Here is a 17,627-nt window from a genome sequence, read left to right as displayed (position 1 = left end):
GACATGCACACGCTCGGCTTCGTCTTCGAGCCGTGGAAGCATGAAAAGTCGATCGCCGACGGTCCGTCGATCCTCGAATATCTGAACCGCATCGTCGACGAACGCCATATCCGCGAGCGCATCCGTTGCGACAGCAAGGTCGTCGGCGCCGACTGGGACAGTGCCGCTGCCCGCTGGACGGTAACGATGGAGGACAGCAAGGGCGCCACCTCGACGACGACCGCGCGCTGGCTGTATCTCGGTTCGGGCTATTATGATTATGACGAACCTTTCGACGCGCAGTTCGCGGGCCGCGAGGATTTCCAGGGTCAGATCATCCATCCGCAATTCTGGCCGAAGAATCTCGATTACAAGGGCAAGAAGGTCGTCGTGATCGGATCGGGGGCGACAGCAGTGACGATCGTCCCGTCGATGAAGGAGGCGGCGCACGTGACGATGCTCCAGCGCACGCCGACCTGGTATTTCATCCGGCCCGCCAAGGATGGTTTCGCAAATTTCCTTCGCCGATTCCTCCCCGAAAAACTGGCCTACAAGATCACCCGTTTCAAGAATGTGCGATTGCAGGACATCGCATTCCGCCGCGCGCGCGAGAAGCCGGAGAAGGTTAAGGAGTTCCTGACCAACAAGCTGAAGGCCAGCCTTGGCGACCGCTATGACGCCAAGGCCTTCACCCCGCCCTACAATCCATGGGACCAACGGCTGTGCCTGGTCCCCGACGCCGATTTTTTCGAGGCGATGAAGGCTGACAGGGCGTCGGTGGTGACCGATCATATCGAGCGGTTCGATGCCACGGGCATCCAGCTGAAATCGGGGCAGCATCTGGACGCCGACATCATCGTCACCGCGACGGGACTGAAGCTTGCCGTCGCCGGCAAGATTCCGGTGCGCGTCGACGGAGAGCCGGTCAACTGGCACGATCATTTCTATTACAAGGCGTGCATGTTTTCCAATGTGCCGAACTTTTCGGCAGTTTTCGGTTATCTCAACGCCAGCTGGACGCTGCGCGCCGATATCGTGTCCGAATATGTTTGCCGCGTGCTCAACCATATGCGCGATACCGCGACGACGGTCGCGACCCCGGCGCTTGCCGATCCGTCGAGCCTCGAAGAAGAAAATGTCTTCGACTTTTCGTCGGGATATATCCAGCGCTCCTTGCACATCATGCCCAAGAGCACGGCTGCCCTACCGTGGCGGCTCAGCCAGAATTATGTGCAGGACCGGATCGACATGCGGACGGGCGCGATTGCCGACGGGGTGCTGACGTTCAGCAACGCAAAGGCAAAGGCTGCATCGGCACCGCCCGAGCTCGAAGCCGCGGAATAGGCAGCAAATCTCCATTGCGGGCGCCGCGAAGCTTTGACGTGGCCGATCGCAAAGAGGGGAAGAGTTGCCCTTCTAGCCGGTGTGCTCCGGCTTGCCCTTGGTCGAGCCGCGCGCGAAATCTTCCAGCTGCTTTTCGGTCATGCTGTCGGCCATCTCTTTCGATGCGCCTTTCAGTTTCGACTTCGGCGTCTCGCCGCGTTTCGCGCTGAGGGCTGCTCCGGCGGCTTTCTGCTGTGCTTTCGATTTGGCTGGCATGACTGTCTCCTGGCCCGCCCCGCTAGCCATTAACGATCGTGCCGCCATTGGGATGCAGCACCTGGCCCGACATATAGCTGCTGTCGTCGCAGGCAAGGAACAGGAAGCAGGGCGCGACCTCATTGGGTTCGCCCGGCCGCTTCATCGGCGTGCTTTCGCCGAACGTCGCAACCTTGTCGGCGGGCGCGCCGCCGCGGGGGTTGAGCGGGGTCCAGATCGGCCCCGGCGCGACGGCGTTCACCCGGATACCCTTGCCCACCAGATTTTCGCTGAGCGAGCGCGTGAAGGCGGTTATTGCGCCTTTTGTGGCGCTGTAATCCAGCAGCCCGCCCGATCCCTGATACATGGTGACGCTGGTGCAATTGACGATCGCCGCGCCTTTTTTCAGGTGCGGCAGCGCCGCTTGCACCAGATAGAACATGCCGAAGATGTTGGTCGCGAAAGTTTGCCGCAGCTGTTCGGCGCTGATGTCGCGAATATCCTCCGCCGGATGCTGTTCGCCGGCATTGTTGACGAGGATATCGAGGCGGCCGAGCTTGTCGACCGTCTGGGCGACGATCTTTTCACCTGCGCTCGCCTTGCCGACATCGGCCTTGATGACGATCGCGCGGCGTCCCTCGCCTTCGACGATCGCCTTGGTTTCGTCGGCGTCGTCCCGGTTGTCGAGATAGACGATAGCGACATCGGCGCCTTCGCGCGCGAAAAGCGCACACACCGCGCGGCCGATCCCGCTGTCGCCGCCGGTGACGATCGCGACCTTGCCGTCGAGACGGCCGGAGCCCGGATAGCGCGGTTGCCACTTGGGCGCGCGGTCGAGGTCGGCTTCGCGATCCGCGGGCGGATTGGTAATCGTCTTGCCCGATCCCACCGCGCGGCGCAGCTTGGTCGCTGCCGCGCGCTTGCCGCTCTTCTCCTTCTTGTTTTCGCCGACTTTCCCGGCTTTAGGCTGCTTCGCCATGGCGCTATCCTTTAATTGATCGGAAGAAAATCGCGGGCAAATTCGGGCTTGACCGCTTTGGCAAGCGCGCCCGTCACGGGGAGATTGATCTTGTAGCTGCCCTCGGCAAAGGGTCCGATTTCATAGGGCGCGATTGCGATCATCATCCGGTCGAGATACCGTCCGTCAGACGAGCCTAGCCACACGGTCTGCGTCGATGCCGGCGGGCATTTGCCAAAGGGACTGTCCGGCGCTGCTTCGGCGACAATGCCCTTTGCGGCCTTTGCACGCTCGATCGCCGCGCAGAACCTGTCCCTGATCGCAGCGTCGAAAGCTTCGCCACTGGTAAACAGGTCGAGCGGCTTTACTCGCTGGCGACGGTTGCGATCCCACAGCAGCGTGTCGAAATTCGTCATGCCATGAGCGCCGCCGCGATATGTTTCGATCTCTGCCGACAGGCTGAGGAAACGCGGCGTGTTCGCGACCCGCTGCCACGTCTGCAAATGGCTATGGGCGCGATAGGGAAATCCGCCCTTTTCGGCCGCCGCCTGGTCGCGCTGTGCCGCGGCAACCAGCGCGTCGCGCGTCGTCGCCCGGTCGCTGTCCAGCCAGCTGGCAAGGTCGGGGATCGCCGCGGCATCGCGTGGATAGGAATAGGCGAACTCGACCAGCGCGTTGCTTTCCTGGACGTTCGATGCGGGGTTGTTTTTCGCGGCAATATCGGCGGCTCCGCCGGTCGGCGCCCCAGGAACGCCCGCCGCCGCGACCTGTTCGGCGGGCGTCGGCGTGTCTTGCGAACAGCCCGCGAGCAAGAGGGCGGCGGCGAGGGTCGAAATGGCGTAGCGTCGGGTATTTGCGGTCATCATGCCAGCATAACGCCGGGAATCGACAAAATATCCCAAGCGGCCTAGCACCTCTTGCATGACCGACTATTCCGACCTGATCCAGCCCGACAAGGGGCAGGATGCCCGCACCATCCACCTTGTCGACAAGCAGGGCTATGACGCATGGCTGAACGGCCGCAGCGCGCGCGAACGCGCACATCTGGCCGCGGTCGGGTTCAAGCCCGACGCTTTTGTCCACGCGATCCTGCCCGGCGACGATCCCGAAAAATGGGCAGTCGTCACCACCGTCGCGAACGTCGATAACCTGTCGGCCTGGTGCCTTGCCAAGCTGGGGCAAATCTTGCCCGAAGCTCGTTATCGCGTCGAAGGCCAGCAACCCGGCAAGGCGATGTTCGGCTGGATGAGCGCGCAATATCGTTTCGACACCTATAAATCGAACCCGCCCACAAAAGGGGCCCGCGTCCTGCTGACCAGCGATGTCGGCGCAATCGCGCCGCTCGTCGCCGAGATGCGTGCTGTCGCGCTCGTCCGCGACATGGTCAACACGCCCGCGGCCGACATGGGCCCCGCCGCGATCGAGAAGGCGGCCGAACGCATCGCCAAGGCGCATGGCGGCCAATTGACCGTCACCAAGGGCGAGGCACTCGAACAAGGTTATCCGATGATCCATGCGGTCGGCCGCGCAGCCGCCAAGCATCACGCGCCGCGATTGATCGAGATCGAGTGGGGGAAGGAGGACCATCCACGCGTCGCCCTTGTCGGCAAGGGCATCAGCTTTGACAGCGGCGGGCTCGACATCAAGCCCGCGGCGGGGATGCGGCTGATGAAAAAGGATATGGGCGGCGCCGCGCATGTGCTCGCGCTTGCCGAACTGGTGATGGCAAGCGGGTTGCCGGTGCGCCTCCACTGCTTGGTTGCCGCGGCGGAAAACGCCATTTCGGCCGACGCCTTTCGCCCCGGCGACGTACTGAAAAGCCGCCTGGGCCTGACGGTCGAGATCGGCAACACCGATGCCGAGGGCCGGTTGGTGCTGGGCGACGCCCTCGCCAAGGCGGGCGAAGGCAAGCCCGAACTGATCGTCGATTTCGCAACGCTGACCGGCGCCGCGCGCGTCGCGCTGGGCCCCGATCTGCCGCCGCTGTTCGCCAATGACGACGCGCTTGCTGATGCGATGCTGACGGGCGGGATCGACCGCGACGATCCGTTGTGGCGGATGCCGCTGTGGGATGGCTATGCCGACCTGCTCGAAACCGACATCGCTGACCTCGGCAATGCAGGCAGTTCGCCCTTCGCCGGCACGATCACCGCCGCGCTGTTCCTCAAGCGTTTCGTGCCCGAGGGCAGCTTGTGGGCGCACCTCGACACCTTCGCCTGGCGGCCATCGGCGAAACCCGGACGCCCCAAGGGCGGTGCCGCGCTCGGCCTTCGTGCCGCATGGGCGATGCTGCAAGCGCGGTACGACCGGCGCGGGAAAAGCTGAACATTCTTGATAAAGAGGGGCCTGCTGGTCTAATGGCGCGCGATTGTCCGCCGTGCGCGGAAACCAGCTTTTTACAGGACGGCAAGTGACAGCAGAAAGTGGCGATAATTTAGCGGCAAACCGCGTGCGCATGGGGCGTCCCGGCGCCGCGGGTGCGGGCCGCGATCGCTTTGGCCTGACCGGCACGTCGCAGAGCTTTGACCCGCGCATCGTCGCGATCCGCCCCGACCTGGCCGATATCGCCGTCGCCGGAACGCATTTCGCGCCGCATTATGCCGCGCCGATGATGCGCAGCAGCGTATTGCCCGCCGCATCGTTGCGCGCGGCACCTTCGGTGGACGCCGACCAGACCAGCGAATTGTTGTTCGGCGAGGGTTTTGCGCTGCTCGACCTGACCGGCGGCTGGGCGTGGGGCTATTGCCTCGCCGATCATTATGTCGGCTATCTGGCCGCCGATGCGCTCGGCGCCCCGATCGCGCCGACGCACCGCGTCGCGATGATCGAGGCGATGCTCCACAGCGCGCCCGATGCCGCGAGCGGCGGTCCCGCCGTCCTGCCGCGCGGTGCGCTGGTGATGGGTGAGGAAGAGGGCGAATGGCTCGCCACTTCGCACGGCTATCTGCCGCTCGCCGCGCTGTCCGAAGTCGGTACGGCAGGTGCCGACCCCGCCGGGCTGGCGGAACAGATGATCGGCACCCCCTATGCCTGGGGCGGACGCACCGCGAAGGGTATCGACTGCTCCGGCCTCGTCCAGCTCGTCTGGGCGGCCGCCGGCGTCCAGTTGCCGCGCGACAGCGACCTGCAACTGGCCGCGCTCGGCCCCGACAGGGACGTCGACCCCGCCAAGCTTGCGCGCGGCGACCTTGTCTTTTTTCCCGGCCACGTCGGCATCATGGCCGACGACCAGACCATCATCCACGCCAGCCGACGATGGATGGCGGTGAACAGCGAACCGCTGGCCGACGTGATCGCGCGTTCGGCAGCAAAGGGGAATGACGTGCCGGTCACCGGCACCAAAAGATTGCGGTAATTGATGACAAAGACGGTCTTCATCGACGGCGCGGCGGGAACGACGGGCCTCGAAATCGCCGAGCGCCTTGCGCCGCGGGACGAATTTACGCTGATCGCGCTCGACGACGCGCGCCGCAAGGACAGCGCGGCGCGGCGCGAGGCGCTGAACGATGCCGACTTCGTCATCCTGTGCCTGCCCGACGACGCTGCGCGCGAGGCGGTGGCGATGATCGGCAACGACCGGACCCGCGTTATCGATGCCTCGACCGCCCATCGCGTCGCGCCGGGCTGGGTCTATGGCTTCCCCGAAGTCAGCGGACGCGACGCCGTAGCCGGGGCTGCGCGCGTGTCGAACCCCGGCTGCTATTCCACCGGCTTCATTGCGCTGGTCGCACCGCTGGTGCAGGCGGGTCTGCTACCCGCCGACTGGCCCTATATCTGCCATGCGGTTAGCGGTTATTCGGGCGGCGGCAAGGCGTTGATCGAACGCTTTGAACAGGACCGGGACATTGCGTGGCGCGGTTACGCGCTGGCGCTGGGCCATAAACATGTGCCCGAGATGCAGGCGCGGTGCGGCCTTGCGATCGGTCCGCTCTTCTCGCCCGCCGTGATCGCCGCGCATCGCGGGATGGTGGTCGAGGTTCCGTTGCCGCTGAATGCCATGCCCGGCGCCGCATCGGCCGATGCGCTGCGCGCGGCGCTCGCCGAATTCTATGGCGCGAGCCCGATCGTCGTCATGGGGGAAGCGCCGACCGACGGCGAAATGCTGCTTCGCGCATCGGACGCAGGTGACGACCGAATCGAATTGTCCGTCTTTGCGAACGATGATGGAAGCCAGGCGCGGCTCGTTGCGCGGCTCGACAATCTGGGCAAAGGCGCCAGCGGCGCGTGCGTCCAGAACCTCAACATCATGGCAGCATTGCCCGAAACCGCCGGGCTGCGGCTATAAGGGTCAGTGCACCGTGTCGAGGACATCCTCGACCGACAGATAGGTGATCAGCCGCTCGATCTGGCGCCAGCGTGCGAAATGGACGTGATTGCCCAGCACGCGATATTGTTCGGCGCGCGCCGCGGCCGCGAAACCCGCCTCATCGCCGTGCATATTGATCAGGGCATGGGCATCCTCGACCGCGGTGCGATCGGCGAGAAAAGGGGCTGGCAGGTGCATCACATTCCTGGTCCGTGACTTGGACAGCCCTGTTACGCGCCGCCCCTGACCGCGCCGTTCCCAACCGTGATGAACAATCGGGTAAGGTTAATCGACAGGCGGCTGCGGTTAACCCAGTCGCCCTTGCGCAACCCCTTTGACGCCGCGCTTCGCCCGTGTAGACAGGGCGCCATGCGCAAGATCCTGAAATATGCCATCCTCGCCCTGCTGTTGATCCTGATCGTCGGCGGCATCACATTCTATGTCATGTCACGCCCCGACGTGGCGCGCTTCTCGACCGCCGAACTCAGCGGCCGGGTGCCAGTGATGGCGTCGCAGCGGACGGAAACCTTCCCGACGCTCAACGTGCCAGAGGCGACCAGTTGGCCCGCAGGTCAGGCGCCGCGCGCCGCGCAGGGGCTGGCCGTCCAGCGCTTTGCCGAGGGGCTAGATCATCCGCGCACGATCCTCGTCTTGCCGAACGGCGACGTGTTGGTGGCGGAATCGCAAAGCCCGCCGCGCAAGGACGGCGGGGTGCAGGGCGCGGTGATGAAGAACCTGATGGGCAAGGGCGGCGCGGGCCGCAAGCCGTCGGCGAACCGCATCACGCTGCTCCGCGATGCCGACGGCGACGGCAAGGCGGAGATCAAGACCGCCTACATCACCGGGCTCAACTCGCCCTATGGGATGGCGCTGGTCGGCACGACGCTGTATGTTGCGAACACCGACGCGCTGCTCGCCTTTCCTTATGTTGCCGGCGAAACGGCGATGCGCGGCAAGCCGACCAAAGTCGTCGACCTGCCCGCAAAGGGCACGAACCGCCACTGGACCAAAAGCCTTGTCGCAGCGCCCAACGGCTGGCTCTATATCGGTGTCGGCGCCGACTCCAACATCGGCGAAGCCGGCATGAACCGCGAATTCCGCCGCGCCAGCGTGCTGGAGGTGCGTCCCGAGAACAAATATATGCGGACCTTCGCCGCGGGCATCCGCAACCCCGTCGGCTTGGACTTCTATCCCGGCAGCGACCGGCTGTGGACCGTGGTCAACGAACGCGACATGCTGGGCAGCGATCTGGTCCCCGACTATCTGACCGACGTCACCGAGGGCGATTTTTACGGCTGGCCCTGGTATTATTGGGGCGGTTACATCGACCCGCGGGTCGCGCCCGAAGCCGAGGACCGGCGCCAATATGTCAAGCGTCCCGAATATGGCCTCGGCGCCCACACCGCGCCGCTGGGCTTTACCTTCACCCCAGGCCTCGACCTTGGCGATCGCTGGGCGAATGGTGCGCTGATCGCGCTGCACGGGTCGTGGAACCGCGATCCGGTGGCGGGTTACAGCGTCGTGTTCGTCAAGTTCGGCGCGAACGGCAAGCCGGTCGACGCGCTGCCGATCACCCTGCTCGACCAGTTCCTTGCCAAGGACGGCAAGACGACCCGTGGCCGCCCGGCCGATGTGCAGGTGGCAAAGGACGGCAGCGCGCTGGTCGCCGACGATACCGGCGGCGTGATCTGGCGGGTCGCGAAAGCGGGATAGGGCGAAGATGAGCGGCCTGACCTTTGCTCGGGTCGTCCAGTTCACCTATCTATTTATAGGCGTAGCCCTGCTTTCGCTGCCGAACAGCGGCGCGTCGGATAGCGCGAAATATGCCGTTCTAGTTTCCGGTTCGTTGCTGACCGCGATCATCCTGTTTGGCCTGAAATGCCGTCGTTGCGGCTACAGCATATACAGGACGCCAAACTACCCCATCAATTTGCTGGTGCCAGCCGCAAGGGCGTGCGCCCATTGCGGCATGCCCCGGAACTGACGCCCTACCTTACACGCGCATCGGCATCAGCACATAGAGCGCGGGGCTCTTTTCGCTTTCGCGGATCAGGGTCGGGGCGTTGGCGTCGGCGAGGTGGAGTTCGACAGTGTCGCCGTCGACCTGGCCGAGGATGTCGCTGAGATAGCGGGCGTTGAAGCCGATTTCCATCGCTTCGCTGTCATAAGCGGCCGCAACCTCTTCGGCAGCGGTGCCGTTTTCGGGGCTGGTCACGCTCAGCGTGATGCGATCCTTGTCGAGCCCGACCTTGACCGCGCGGGTCTTTTCACTGGCGATCGTCGAGACGCGATCGACACCCTGATAGAGGCTTTTCGGATCGACCTTGAGCAGCTTGTCGTTCGCGGTCGGGATGACCCGGCTGTAATCGGGGAAAGTGCCGTCGATCAGTTTCGAGGTCAGGATCGCATGGCCGAGCTGGAAGCGGATCTTGCTCGCCGACAGGCTGATTTCGACATTGCCCTCGGCCTCGTCGAGCAGCTTGCGGATTTCGGTGACGCATTTGCGCGGCACGATGACGTCGGGCATCGACGCCGCGCCGTCGGGACGCGTGACGGTGTAGCGGGCGAGGCGGTGACCGTCGGTCGCCGCGGCCTTCAGCACCGGACCCGACGCATCCTCCGCGACATGCAGGAAGATGCCGTTGAGATAATAACGCGTTTCCTCGGTTGAAATCGCAAAGCGCGTCTTGTCGATGATCTGGATCAGTTCGGCGACGGGCAGTTCAAAATTGGTCGGCAGGTCGCCTTCGGCGATCACCGGAAAATCGTCGCGCGGCAGCGTCGGCAGGTTGAAGTTCGACCGGCCAGCCTTGACCTGCATCTTGCCCTCGGCAGCGGCGAGGCTGACCTCGGCGCCTTCGGGCAGCTTGCGGGCAATTTCAAAGAGGGTGTGCGCCGACACGGTGGTCGTGCCCGGCGTTTCGACCTTGGCCGCGATCGTTTCGACCACCTGCAAATCGAGGTCGGTCGCCATCAATTTGAGCTGGCCCGATGCGTCGGCTTCGATCAGGACGTTGGAAAGGATCGGGATCGTGTTGCGCCGTTCGACCACCGACTGGACGTGGCCGAGGCTTTTCAACAACACTGCGCGTTCGATCGTCGCTTTCATTCTAAATCCGCCATCCCTGTGTTTTCCGCGGGAAAAGTCCCTTGGGGACGAAGCATCGGAGGCGATTCGCACCCCGATTCCGGTCCCTGAAAATGTCCACCTTCCTTAACGCACCGAACGGCACGTGCAAGCCATGCTTGCAAAGCATCCCCAATCGCGCGAACGAGAACCGATGCGGCGCTGGGCCTCCCTTTTCCTGATGCTGGCGGCGATGCCCGTCGCGGCGCTGGCCGCAACGCCGACGGCGCTTGGAATTTTCGACGGATGGGGCGCATTTCGCGATCCCGCGACCCCGCGTTGCTACGCCCTCGCCGCCCCGTCGGCAACAGTCGGGACACCCCAGGTGAAAGCCTATGCCAGCGTCGGTTACTGGCCGAAATCCCGCATTCGCGGGCAATTCTATGTCCGACTGTCGAAAGCGCGCGCGCCGCAGCGCGACCTGCGGCTGACGATCGGCAGCCGCCGATTCATCCTGACCGGCAATGGCGCGCACGGCTGGGCGAGTGACGCGCGGATGGACGCCGCGATCGTCGCGGCGATGCGGTCGGCGCCAAGCATGAGCGTGACGAGCAGCACGGCGAGCGGCGGCGCCATCGCCGACACCTATCGCCTGCGCGGCGCCGCAACCGCCATCGACGCCGCCGCGCTGGGGTGCGCGCGGCTGCGCTGAGGCGATTATATAAAGCGGCAGAAAACGGCGCAAATTCACGCGCGATTCGCGGCTCATTGCGCGCAGTACAGGCCGCGGAAGGGCGTCTGTAGCGGTCAGGAGCAAAGCTGTGTCGCGCGTCATCGCCGGGCAGGTTAGATTGTAGGACAGCGGTTTCGGAAGGACGGACGCAATGAAGACAATCGGCCTGATCGGGGGGCTGAGCTGGGAAAGCTCGGCGCAATATTACCGGCTGCTCAACGAAGGCGTGCGGGCGCGGCTGGGCGGGCTGCATTCGGCTCGCATCCTGTTGTTGTCGCTCGATTTCGCACCGATCGCCGCATTGCAGGCAAGCGGCGACTGGGACGTGCTGGACGAACAGATGGCCGACGCCGCCAGGTCGCTGGCAGCAGGCGGCGCCGAGATGCTGCTGATCGGTGCCAACACGATGCACCTGTGCGCCGACGCGGTCAAGGCCGCGAGCGACGTTCCGCTGCTCCACATCGCCGATCCCGCGATCGCGGCGGTGCGGGCCGCCGGCTTCTCACGCGTCGGGCTGCTTGGCACTGCCTTCACCATGGAAAAGCCCTTCTATACCGTGCGCATGGCCGCGGCGGGGATTGCGGCGATCATCCCCGGCGAAGCCGATCGCGCGATCGTCCACCGGATCATTTATGACGAACTGGTCCAAGGTGTTGTCCGCGACGCATCGCGCGCCGAATATCGACGCATCATCGCGGCGCTGATCGCGGACGGCGCCGAGGCGATCGTCCTCGGCTGCACCGAAATCATGCTGTTGGTCGGCGAGGCGGATAGCGCTGTGCCGATGTTCGACACGCTGGCGCTGCATGTTGATGCCGCGATCGAGGCGGCGCTGGCGCCCTAGCGCCCTGCCCCTAGCCGCGCGCGCGTTTCGTCAGTTCGGCGGCAAGGAAATCGAGGACGAGACGCACGCGCGGAACGTGGCGCAGCCGTTCGTGGGTGAGCAGCCACAGGCCCGTGGTATCCTCCGTCTTGGGCGGGATGCAGCGGATCAGGTCGGGTTCGCGGTCGGCAATGAAGGCGGGCAGGATGGTGAGCCCCATGCCCGAACGCACGCCCGCCAGCAGGCCCGACCCGCTATCATATTGCATCACCACCGAATCCTCGAGCCGATATTGCCGCAACCACGCCCGATAGGGTTCCCAGACGGCGCCGCCGCCGCCGATGAAGGGATGGGTGGCGAGTTCCTCGCGGCCGTGCGGGATGCCATGCAGGTCGGCATAGGCCCGGCTGCAATAAACGGTCCAGGGATTGTCGGCGATGCGCCGTCCGACAAGGCCCGCGCCCGCCGGCTGCTTGCTGCTGCGGATCGCAATGTCCACCGCGCCCGATGCCAGGTCGCGCGTCTCGTCGGATGTGTCGAGGTGAATGTGGATACCGGGATGCGCGGCGCGCAGGTCGCGCAGGATCGGCGGCAAGATGGTCACCGCGAAAATTTCCATTGTCGTCAGGCTGACGGTGCCGCCCGCATCGCGCGACCGCGCATCCGCCGCTTCGCCGAAACGGTCGGCGGCATCCTTCACCGCCAGCGCGCTCGCCAGCATCGCGTCGCCCACCGGGGTCAGCGCATAGCCCGCCTGTCGCCGCTCGAAGAGGTGGACGCCGATCGCCTCCTCCAGCGCGGCGATGCGCCGCGCGACCGTCGTCTGGCTGACCCTCATGGCCTGCGCGGCCGACAGCGTGCTGCCCGTTTCGGCAACGGCCAGAAAGGCCTTCAGGTCGTTCCAATCATACATGCCGCCTTGTGCGACATAATGGCCGCGCACTCATTCTGCAATTTTGCAGAATGCTCGGCCAAACTCGTTGCTCCTTTGGCTTCGGTCGATCGACTATTTCCGTGTCTGCCGGCTTCCTCCACTCCTTCCCAGCCGGCCGATGGAGACTCAAGATGCAAAAGCTTCTGATCCTCGCCGCCTTCGCTGCCGTATCGACCGGCCAGCCTGTGTCGGCACAAACATCCCCCGCAAATCAGAGCGTCGCCGTGGCGCACCGCGACCTCGACCTACGGACCGAGGCCGGCACCAGGGCGCTCGACCGCCGCATCTGGCGCGCGGTCGTCGAGGTGTGCGGCAGCGCGCCCGATTTCGATATCGCGGGCAAGAATGACGTGCGCGAGTGCCGCCGCGAGACGCGGGCGCTCGCCGCGGCGCAGGCCGATGTGGTGGTCGCCAGTGCATCGCGCGGCCAGGCGATCCAGGTCAGCGCGATCCGCAACTGATCGGCGGACCCAAGTTGCAGGGCCCGTCCAAGCCGGGGCCATGATTCGGGCACGATCATGGTCCCGGCTTGCTATTGGCGCGTGGGCTTTGGGGTGGGGAGCGGGCGTTCCCTCACCCGTCATCCCGGCGAAGGCCGGGATCTCAACCTCTCGGAATTGCGCACCGGCGAGATCCCGCCTTCGCCGGGATGACGGACGTCGGTTAGGGCAACTATCGGTCGAAAACTGTCAGCCACGATTGCGCCAATTTATCCCCGCGCGTCGAACGCCATCCGCGCCCTTGCCACCTTTTCCAGATTGGCTTCGGCCCAAACCCACACGCCGCAAAAGGCCTCGCCCAGGCTGTGACCTAGGTCTGTCAGGCAATATTCGACCTTGGGCGGCACCACCGGATGCACGGTCCGCACCACCAGCCCGTCGCGCTCCATCTGGCGCAAGGTCTGCGTCAGCATCTTCTGACTGATGCCGGGAACACGGCGCGACAATTCTGTAAAGCGGCACGTTCTGTGATCCTCCAGCTCTTCCAAAACGAGTAGGGTCCATTTGTCGGCGACTCGGCCGATCAGTTCGTTGACGAGCGTTTCGACGCGCGGATCGACAGGCGCATTCGGATCATTTGTGATTTTTTCAGGTGCGGGCATGGCGGAAAATCCAAATCTCTCTTTGGGGTAACTATGGCACTTTCGGGTGCCTACTTTCCTTTGGAGAGCATAAGGATATCCAGGCCTTCTCACCACCCCAAAGGAGGCCATCCATGAAAACCACAGGCAACACCATCCTCGTCACCGGCGGCGGTTCGGGAATCGGGCTGGCGCTTGCGCAGCGCTGGCACGACGCAGGCAACAGGGTCATCGTCACGGGGCGTAATGCCGCGAAGCTGGAAACAGCCATCGCAGGGCGGCCGAACATGTCGGCGATGTCGCTCGACGTTACCGACGCCGCCGCAATCGCGAGTTTTGCCAAGGACATCGTCGCGAAATTCCCCGACCTCAACGTGCTGGTCAACAATGCCGGCATCATGAGCGCCGAGGATGCGAGCGCCAAGCGCGACCTGGCGCAGGCGGAGGCGACCGTCGTCACCAACATCCTGGGCCCGATCCGACTGACCGACGCGCTGGTCGACCATCTGGCGGCGCAAGACGACGCGGCGATCGTCAATGTGACGTCGGGGCTGGCGTTTGTCCCCTTCCCCAAGGCGCCGACCTATTCGGCGACCAAGGCGGCGATGCACAGTTACTCGGTCGCGCTGCGCATCCAGCTGGAGGGCAAGGTCGAGGTGATCGAACTGGCACCGCCCGCGGTCCGCACCGACCTGACCCCCGGCCAGTCGACGCGCGAGGGCTATATGCCGCTCGATGATTTTGCCGACGAAGTGATGGCGCTGTTCGGACAAGAACCGACGCCCGAGGAAATCCTGGTGCAGAATGTCCTGCCGCTGCGCAATGCCGAAGCGAACGGGACGGTGCCGCAGGTCCTGACAATGCTGAAGTCGCTGTAATTTCTCCCATCCCGCGGGCGGGAGGGGTTGGGGGTGGGCATCGACGGTGCGATGGTCCACCCCGCTGCGACTAGCCGGCGAGCTGGCAAGTCTCGCTGCCCCTCCCGCTTGCGGGAGGGGCTCTAGTTTCGCCGCAATTGCGCTTTTCGCCCGTCCCCCCTATATGGCCGCGCATCATGCAGATTCCCGGCCATATCGATCCCGTCACGACGGGCACCGTTCCCTTGCGCGGCGGCAACCGCATCGACCTGGTGGGGCTGACGCGCGATGCGATCGGCGGCGTGCTGGCCGACGCCGGCCTCGATGCCAAGGCGGCGAAGCTGCGCGCCAAGCAGATCTGGCACTGGATCTATCACCGCGGCGTCACCGATTTCGAGGCGATGACCGACATCGCCAAGACGATGCGCCCGTGGCTGACCGACCGTTTCATCATCGGCCGCCCGACCGTGCGCGAGGCGCAGGTGTCGAGCGACGGCACGCGCAAATGGCTGCTCGCCGCCGCCGACGGCCAGGAATATGAAATGGTCTTCATCCCCGACGCCGATCGGGGAACCTTGTGCGTGTCGAGTCAGGTCGGCTGCACCTTGAACTGCCGTTTCTGCCACACCGGCACGATGCGGCTGGTCCGCAACCTGGGCGCGGGCGAGATCGTCGGGCAGGTGCTGCTGGCGCGCGACGCGCTTGGCGAATGGCCGAAGGGGACGATGGCGGGCTTTGGTCCCGACCCCGAAGACGACGACGCCGATGACGAGGCCGGGCATTATACCGCCGACGGACGGATGCTGACCAACATCGTGATGATGGGCATGGGCGAGCCGCTGTATAATTTCGATGAGGTCAAGGGCGCGCTGAAGATCGTGATGGACGGCGACGGGCTGGCGCTGTCGAAGCGGCGGATCACCCTGTCGACCAGCGGCGTCGTGCCGATGATGGCGCGCGCGGGCGAAGAAATCGGCGTCAACCTGGCGGTTTCGCTCCACGCGGTGTCGAAGGAAGTGCGCGACGAGATCGTGCCGCTCAACCGCAAATATGGCATCGAGGAACTGCTCCAGGCGTGTGCCGATTATCCCGGCGCCAACAATGCGCGGCGCATCACCTTTGAATATGTGATGTTGAAGGACAAGAATGACAGCGACGCCGACGCGCGCGAGCTCGTCCGGTTGATCAAGCAGTATAACCTGCCCGCGAAGGTCAATCTGATTCCCTTCAACCCGTGGCCCGGCGCCCCCTATGAATGTTCGACGCCCGAACGGGTGCGCGCGTTCAGCAGCCTGATTTTCAAGAGCGGCATTTCGGCGCCCGTCCGCACCCCGCGCGGGCGCGACATCATGGCTGCGTGCGGCCAGTTGAAAAGCGCCGCGACCAAGCCGACGCGCGCCGAACTCGACCGCATCGCCGAAGAAAAACAGGCCGCCCTGGGCTAAACCGGGCCTGTTTGCCTCTCGCGGGGCGACAATCACCTGACATCAATATGCGCCGTTATCCGCCAAATTTTGGCGATGACGGCCGCATACCTATTCTATACCGTGTGGTAAAAATAACACAGGTAAGAAAATTGTCACATTCTGAACGATCCGTTCATTGCAGCGACAGGCGCGAACCCCATTTACGGCGTGGGCCGCGACCCAAAAGGGCTGGCCCGGATAAAAGCAGAAGGAAAACACCATGAAGAAATTCGCAGTTGCAGCCGCTCTCCTGACGGCCATCGTTGCAACCCCCGCCATGGCGCAGGGCGAAGGCCGCGTCGAAGTGCGCGGCGGCTATGTCACCGGCAGCGGCCTCGACGACGCCACGCTGGGCGCCGCGGCCGGCTATGACTTCGACCTCGGCTCGACCGCTTTTGCTGGCGCCGAAATCGCGGGCGACAAGGTGCTGGTCGACGGCGCCGATGTCCAGTTCTCGTCGGGTGCCCGCCTGGGTGCCAAGGTCGGCGCCGCCGGCAAGGCCTATGTCAACGGCGGCTACACCTTCGGCCAGATCGACGATCCCTATGTCGGTGCCGGTTACCAGCACAAGCTGGGCCAGAACATCTATGCCAAGGCCGAATATCGCCACCAGTTCATCGAGAACTTCGACGATTTCGATACCTTCGCAGTCGGCGTCGGCTTCGCTTTCTGATCCCGTCGGACAGCGATGAAACAGGAAGGGGCGGCCCAATGGGTCGCCCCTTTTCTTTTGCACACGATCCGGCCACGGTGCGCCGATGACAACGGCATGGGCATATATTGGGGCGGCGCTGGCCGAAATCGCGGGATGTTTTGCCTTCTGGGCGTGGCTTCGGATGGACAAGTCAGTGTGGTGGCTCGCCCCCGGCGTGGCGTCGCTGGCGCTGTTCGCTTACCTGCTCACGCTGGTCGACGCGGACCATGCCGGGCGCACCTATGCGGCCTATGGCGGGGTCTATATCGCCGCGGCGCTCATCTGGCTGTGGGCGGTCGAGGGCGCGAAGCCCGACCGCTGGGACCTGATCGGTGCGGCGGTGTGTCTTGGCGGCGCGGCGATCATCTTGTTCGGGCCGCGAGGGAGTTGAGGCAAGGCCATCCTCATTAAAGCAGCTGCATCCCCGCGAAGGCGGGGATCCATCTCCTGTGGGCGCGAGTTGGCACCGGCCGGTGATGGGCTCCCGCCTTCGCGGGAGCACGCGGCATTTTTACGCGAGGGCCGCCGGATTCAGTCCGCCTTCGGCAGCGCCTGTTCGACCAGCGGCGCGAGTCCCTCGGCCACCACCGTCACCCCCTTGGCATTGGGGTGCATATTGTCGCCGAGCATCAGCGCCTTGTCGGTGACCACATTGTCCAGAATGAAGGGATAGAAGCTAACGCCATATTTTGCGGCAAGTTCGGGATATATGGGGTCGAACTGCTTCGCATAGTCGCTGCCGAGGTTCGGAGCCGCCATCATGCCGGTGAGCAGCACGGGAATCTCGCGTTTTTTGAGTTCGGCGAGCATGGCGTCGAGATTGGCGCGCGTCTGATCGGGTCCGATCCCGCGCAGCATGTCATTGCCGCCGAGCCCGAGCAGGACGAGCGCGGGCTTCACCTTCGCATTGTCGAGCACATAGGTCAGCCGCTGGCGTCCCGCGGCAGTGGTGTCGCCCGAAACGCCGGCATTCTGGACGCGCGCGACGACGCCGTCACCGGCGAGCGCGGCCTGCAATTGAGGCGCGAGTCCCTCTTTCGGACCGAGTTGGTAACCGGCATAAAGGCTGTCGCCGAACGCGATCACCAGCGGCGCGTCGGCGGGGATCGTCGGTGCGGCTTTCGCGGCAGGCGTGTCGTTCGTCGAAGCCG

At 64.6% G+C, this 17,627-nt stretch carries 21 protein-coding genes; 13 read left to right on the top strand and 8 right to left on the bottom strand.

Going from position 1 to position 17,627, the window contains the following annotated elements; all coding sequences use genetic code 11:
* Positions 1-1,323, top strand: a 1,323-nt coding sequence (locus tag A3E77_RS05010; RefSeq protein ID WP_293643780.1) for a flavin-containing monooxygenase, incomplete at its 5' end; no start/stop codon positions are given.
* A gap of 72 nt (positions 1,324-1,395) precedes the next feature.
* Here A3E77_RS05010 and A3E77_RS05005 read toward each other — a convergent pair.
* Genes A3E77_RS05005 through A3E77_RS04995 form a run of 3 tightly spaced genes read right to left on the bottom strand, consistent with a single transcriptional unit; the run spans position 1,396 to position 3,378 of the window.
* Positions 1,396-1,578 carry a DUF3008 family protein gene (locus A3E77_RS05005; RefSeq protein ID WP_293643778.1) on the bottom strand — a complete coding sequence of 61 codons (183 nt, stop codon included), beginning with the start codon at positions 1,576-1,578 and terminating at the stop codon, positions 1,396-1,398.
* A 22-nt stretch (positions 1,579-1,600) separates the two neighbouring features.
* Positions 1,601-2,536, bottom strand: coding sequence for an SDR family oxidoreductase (locus tag A3E77_RS05000; protein ID WP_293643776.1), 936 nt, complete (start codon positions 2,534-2,536; stop codon positions 1,601-1,603).
* A gap of 11 nt (positions 2,537-2,547) precedes the next feature.
* Positions 2,548-3,378 carry a DUF4163 domain-containing protein gene (locus tag A3E77_RS04995; protein WP_293643774.1) on the bottom strand — a complete coding sequence of 277 codons (831 nt, stop codon included), beginning with the start codon at positions 3,376-3,378 and terminating at the stop codon, positions 2,548-2,550.
* Between the two features lie 58 nt (positions 3,379-3,436).
* Here A3E77_RS04995 and A3E77_RS04990 point away from each other — a divergent pair, with 58 nt between their 5' ends.
* The 3 genes from A3E77_RS04990 (at position 3,437) to argC (ending at position 6,800) form a co-directional block, all read left to right on the top strand.
* Positions 3,437-4,840, top strand: a complete 1,404-nt coding sequence (locus A3E77_RS04990) for a leucyl aminopeptidase family protein (protein ID WP_293643772.1) — start codon at positions 3,437-3,439, stop codon at positions 4,838-4,840.
* Positions 4,841-4,925: 85 nt separating this feature from the next.
* A complete protein-coding gene (locus A3E77_RS04985; protein WP_293643770.1) occupies positions 4,926-5,870 on the top strand; it encodes a C40 family peptidase in 945 nt (314 codons plus the stop codon).
* Between the two features lie 3 nt (positions 5,871-5,873).
* Positions 5,874-6,800, top strand: coding sequence for an N-acetyl-gamma-glutamyl-phosphate reductase (gene argC / locus A3E77_RS04980; protein WP_293643768.1), 927 nt, complete (start codon positions 5,874-5,876; stop codon positions 6,798-6,800).
* Between the two features lie 3 nt (positions 6,801-6,803).
* Here the strand turns inward: argC and A3E77_RS04975 are convergent, their stop codons facing one another.
* Positions 6,804-7,019: a hypothetical protein gene (locus A3E77_RS04975; RefSeq protein WP_293643766.1), complete on the bottom strand. Its 216-nt coding sequence runs from the start codon at positions 7,017-7,019 to the stop codon at positions 6,804-6,806.
* Between the two features lie 171 nt (positions 7,020-7,190).
* Between A3E77_RS04975 and A3E77_RS04970 the strand changes: the two genes are divergently transcribed.
* On the top strand, positions 7,191-8,534 hold the full coding sequence (locus A3E77_RS04970; RefSeq protein ID WP_293643764.1) for a PQQ-dependent sugar dehydrogenase: 1,344 nt from the start codon (positions 7,191-7,193) through the stop codon (positions 8,532-8,534).
* 7 nt (positions 8,535-8,541) lie between these two features.
* On the top strand, positions 8,542-8,805 hold the full coding sequence (locus A3E77_RS04965; RefSeq protein WP_293643762.1) for a hypothetical protein: 264 nt from the start codon (positions 8,542-8,544) through the stop codon (positions 8,803-8,805).
* Positions 8,806-8,814: 9 nt separating this feature from the next.
* On the opposite strand, the gene dnaN is transcribed toward A3E77_RS04965, so the two are convergent.
* Positions 8,815-9,930, bottom strand: a complete 1,116-nt coding sequence (dnaN, locus tag A3E77_RS04960; RefSeq protein ID WP_293643760.1) for a DNA polymerase III subunit beta — start codon at positions 9,928-9,930, stop codon at positions 8,815-8,817.
* Between the two features lie 172 nt (positions 9,931-10,102).
* Between dnaN and A3E77_RS04955 the strand changes: the two genes are divergently transcribed.
* Both A3E77_RS04955 and A3E77_RS04950 read left to right on the top strand, forming a co-directional pair.
* Positions 10,103-10,600 carry a hypothetical protein gene (locus A3E77_RS04955; RefSeq protein ID WP_293643758.1) on the top strand — a complete coding sequence of 166 codons (498 nt, stop codon included), beginning with the start codon at positions 10,103-10,105 and terminating at the stop codon, positions 10,598-10,600.
* A 172-nt stretch (positions 10,601-10,772) separates the two neighbouring features.
* On the top strand, positions 10,773-11,465 hold the full coding sequence (locus A3E77_RS04950; protein WP_293643756.1) for an aspartate/glutamate racemase family protein: 693 nt from the start codon (positions 10,773-10,775) through the stop codon (positions 11,463-11,465).
* A 10-nt stretch (positions 11,466-11,475) separates the two neighbouring features.
* Here A3E77_RS04950 and A3E77_RS04945 read toward each other — a convergent pair whose 3' ends face one another.
* Positions 11,476-12,387, bottom strand: a complete 912-nt coding sequence (locus A3E77_RS04945; protein WP_293643754.1) for a LysR family transcriptional regulator — start codon at positions 12,385-12,387, stop codon at positions 11,476-11,478.
* A gap of 122 nt (positions 12,388-12,509) precedes the next feature.
* Here A3E77_RS04945 and A3E77_RS04940 point away from each other — a divergent pair, with 122 nt between their 5' ends.
* On the top strand, positions 12,510-12,839 hold the full coding sequence (locus A3E77_RS04940) for a UrcA family protein (protein ID WP_293643752.1): 330 nt from the start codon (positions 12,510-12,512) through the stop codon (positions 12,837-12,839).
* Between the two features lie 248 nt (positions 12,840-13,087).
* Here the strand turns inward: A3E77_RS04940 and A3E77_RS04935 are convergent, their stop codons facing one another.
* Positions 13,088-13,480 (bottom strand): winged helix-turn-helix transcriptional regulator, encoded by a 393-nt coding sequence (locus A3E77_RS04935; RefSeq protein WP_293643750.1) that lies wholly within the window; start codon positions 13,478-13,480, stop codon positions 13,088-13,090.
* Positions 13,481-13,593: 113 nt separating this feature from the next.
* On the opposite strand from A3E77_RS04935, the gene A3E77_RS04930 reads away from it, so the two are divergent.
* From A3E77_RS04930 to A3E77_RS04915, 4 genes are all read left to right on the top strand, one after another.
* Positions 13,594-14,337 (top strand): SDR family oxidoreductase, encoded by a 744-nt coding sequence (locus A3E77_RS04930; protein ID WP_293643748.1) that lies wholly within the window; start codon positions 13,594-13,596, stop codon positions 14,335-14,337.
* Between the two features lie 176 nt (positions 14,338-14,513).
* Positions 14,514-15,761: a 23S rRNA (adenine(2503)-C(2))-methyltransferase RlmN gene (rlmN, locus tag A3E77_RS04925; protein WP_293643746.1), complete on the top strand. Its 1,248-nt coding sequence runs from the start codon at positions 14,514-14,516 to the stop codon at positions 15,759-15,761.
* Between the two features lie 241 nt (positions 15,762-16,002).
* Positions 16,003-16,455 (top strand): porin family protein, encoded by a 453-nt coding sequence (locus A3E77_RS04920; RefSeq protein WP_293643744.1) that lies wholly within the window; start codon positions 16,003-16,005, stop codon positions 16,453-16,455.
* Positions 16,456-16,540: 85 nt separating this feature from the next.
* Entirely contained in the window at positions 16,541-16,867 is a 327-nt protein-coding gene (locus A3E77_RS04915; protein ID WP_293643742.1) for a YnfA family protein, read from the top strand.
* Between the two features lie 140 nt (positions 16,868-17,007).
* Here the strand turns inward: A3E77_RS04915 and A3E77_RS04910 are convergent.
* Positions 17,008-17,627 (bottom strand): arylesterase (locus A3E77_RS04910; protein ID WP_366652611.1); only part of this gene is annotated, 620 nt, incomplete at its 5' end.

Source organism: Sphingopyxis sp. RIFCSPHIGHO2_12_FULL_65_19 (genome assembly GCF_001830555.1).
Taxonomy (GTDB): Bacteria; Pseudomonadota; Alphaproteobacteria; order Sphingomonadales; family Sphingomonadaceae; genus Sphingopyxis.
Note: the sequence above shows the minus strand (reverse complement) of the source record. Positions and strands in the feature narration are given on the sequence as shown.

What these genes read in the sequence shown, in the direction of transcription:
- A3E77_RS04970 (WP_293643764.1), top strand. Translation starts at nt 7,191, where the DNA reads ATGCGCAAGATCCTGAAATATGCCATCCTCGCCCTGCTGTTGATCCTG.
- A3E77_RS04915 (WP_293643742.1), top strand. Translation starts at nt 16,541, where the DNA reads ATGACAACGGCATGGGCATATATTGGGGCGGCGCTGGCCGAAATCGCG.
- A3E77_RS04940 (WP_293643752.1), top strand. Translation starts at nt 12,510, where the DNA reads ATGCAAAAGCTTCTGATCCTCGCCGCCTTCGCTGCCGTATCGACCGGC.
- A3E77_RS04930 (WP_293643748.1), top strand. Translation starts at nt 13,594, where the DNA reads ATGAAAACCACAGGCAACACCATCCTCGTCACCGGCGGCGGTTCGGGA.
- dnaN (WP_293643760.1), bottom strand. Translation starts at nt 9,930, where the DNA reads ATGAAAGCGACGATCGAACGCGCAGTGTTGTTGAAAAGCCTCGGCCAC.
- A3E77_RS05000 (WP_293643776.1), bottom strand. Translation starts at nt 2,536, where the DNA reads ATGGCGAAGCAGCCTAAAGCCGGGAAAGTCGGCGAAAACAAGAAGGAG.
- A3E77_RS04920 (WP_293643744.1), top strand. Translation starts at nt 16,003, where the DNA reads ATGAAGAAATTCGCAGTTGCAGCCGCTCTCCTGACGGCCATCGTTGCA.
- A3E77_RS04935 (WP_293643750.1), bottom strand. Translation starts at nt 13,480, where the DNA reads ATGCCCGCACCTGAAAAAATCACAAATGATCCGAATGCGCCTGTCGAT.
- A3E77_RS04950 (WP_293643756.1), top strand. Translation starts at nt 10,773, where the DNA reads ATGAAGACAATCGGCCTGATCGGGGGGCTGAGCTGGGAAAGCTCGGCG.
- A3E77_RS04995 (WP_293643774.1), bottom strand. Translation starts at nt 3,378, where the DNA reads ATGACCGCAAATACCCGACGCTACGCCATTTCGACCCTCGCCGCCGCC.
- A3E77_RS04975 (WP_293643766.1), bottom strand. Translation starts at nt 7,019, where the DNA reads ATGCACCTGCCAGCCCCTTTTCTCGCCGATCGCACCGCGGTCGAGGAT.
- A3E77_RS04990 (WP_293643772.1), top strand. Translation starts at nt 3,437, where the DNA reads ATGACCGACTATTCCGACCTGATCCAGCCCGACAAGGGGCAGGATGCC.
- argC (WP_293643768.1), top strand. Translation starts at nt 5,874, where the DNA reads ATGACAAAGACGGTCTTCATCGACGGCGCGGCGGGAACGACGGGCCTC.
- A3E77_RS05005 (WP_293643778.1), bottom strand. Translation starts at nt 1,578, where the DNA reads ATGCCAGCCAAATCGAAAGCACAGCAGAAAGCCGCCGGAGCAGCCCTC.
- A3E77_RS04965 (WP_293643762.1), top strand. Translation starts at nt 8,542, where the DNA reads ATGAGCGGCCTGACCTTTGCTCGGGTCGTCCAGTTCACCTATCTATTT.
- rlmN (WP_293643746.1), top strand. Translation starts at nt 14,514, where the DNA reads ATGCAGATTCCCGGCCATATCGATCCCGTCACGACGGGCACCGTTCCC.
- A3E77_RS04955 (WP_293643758.1), top strand. Translation starts at nt 10,103, where the DNA reads ATGCGGCGCTGGGCCTCCCTTTTCCTGATGCTGGCGGCGATGCCCGTC.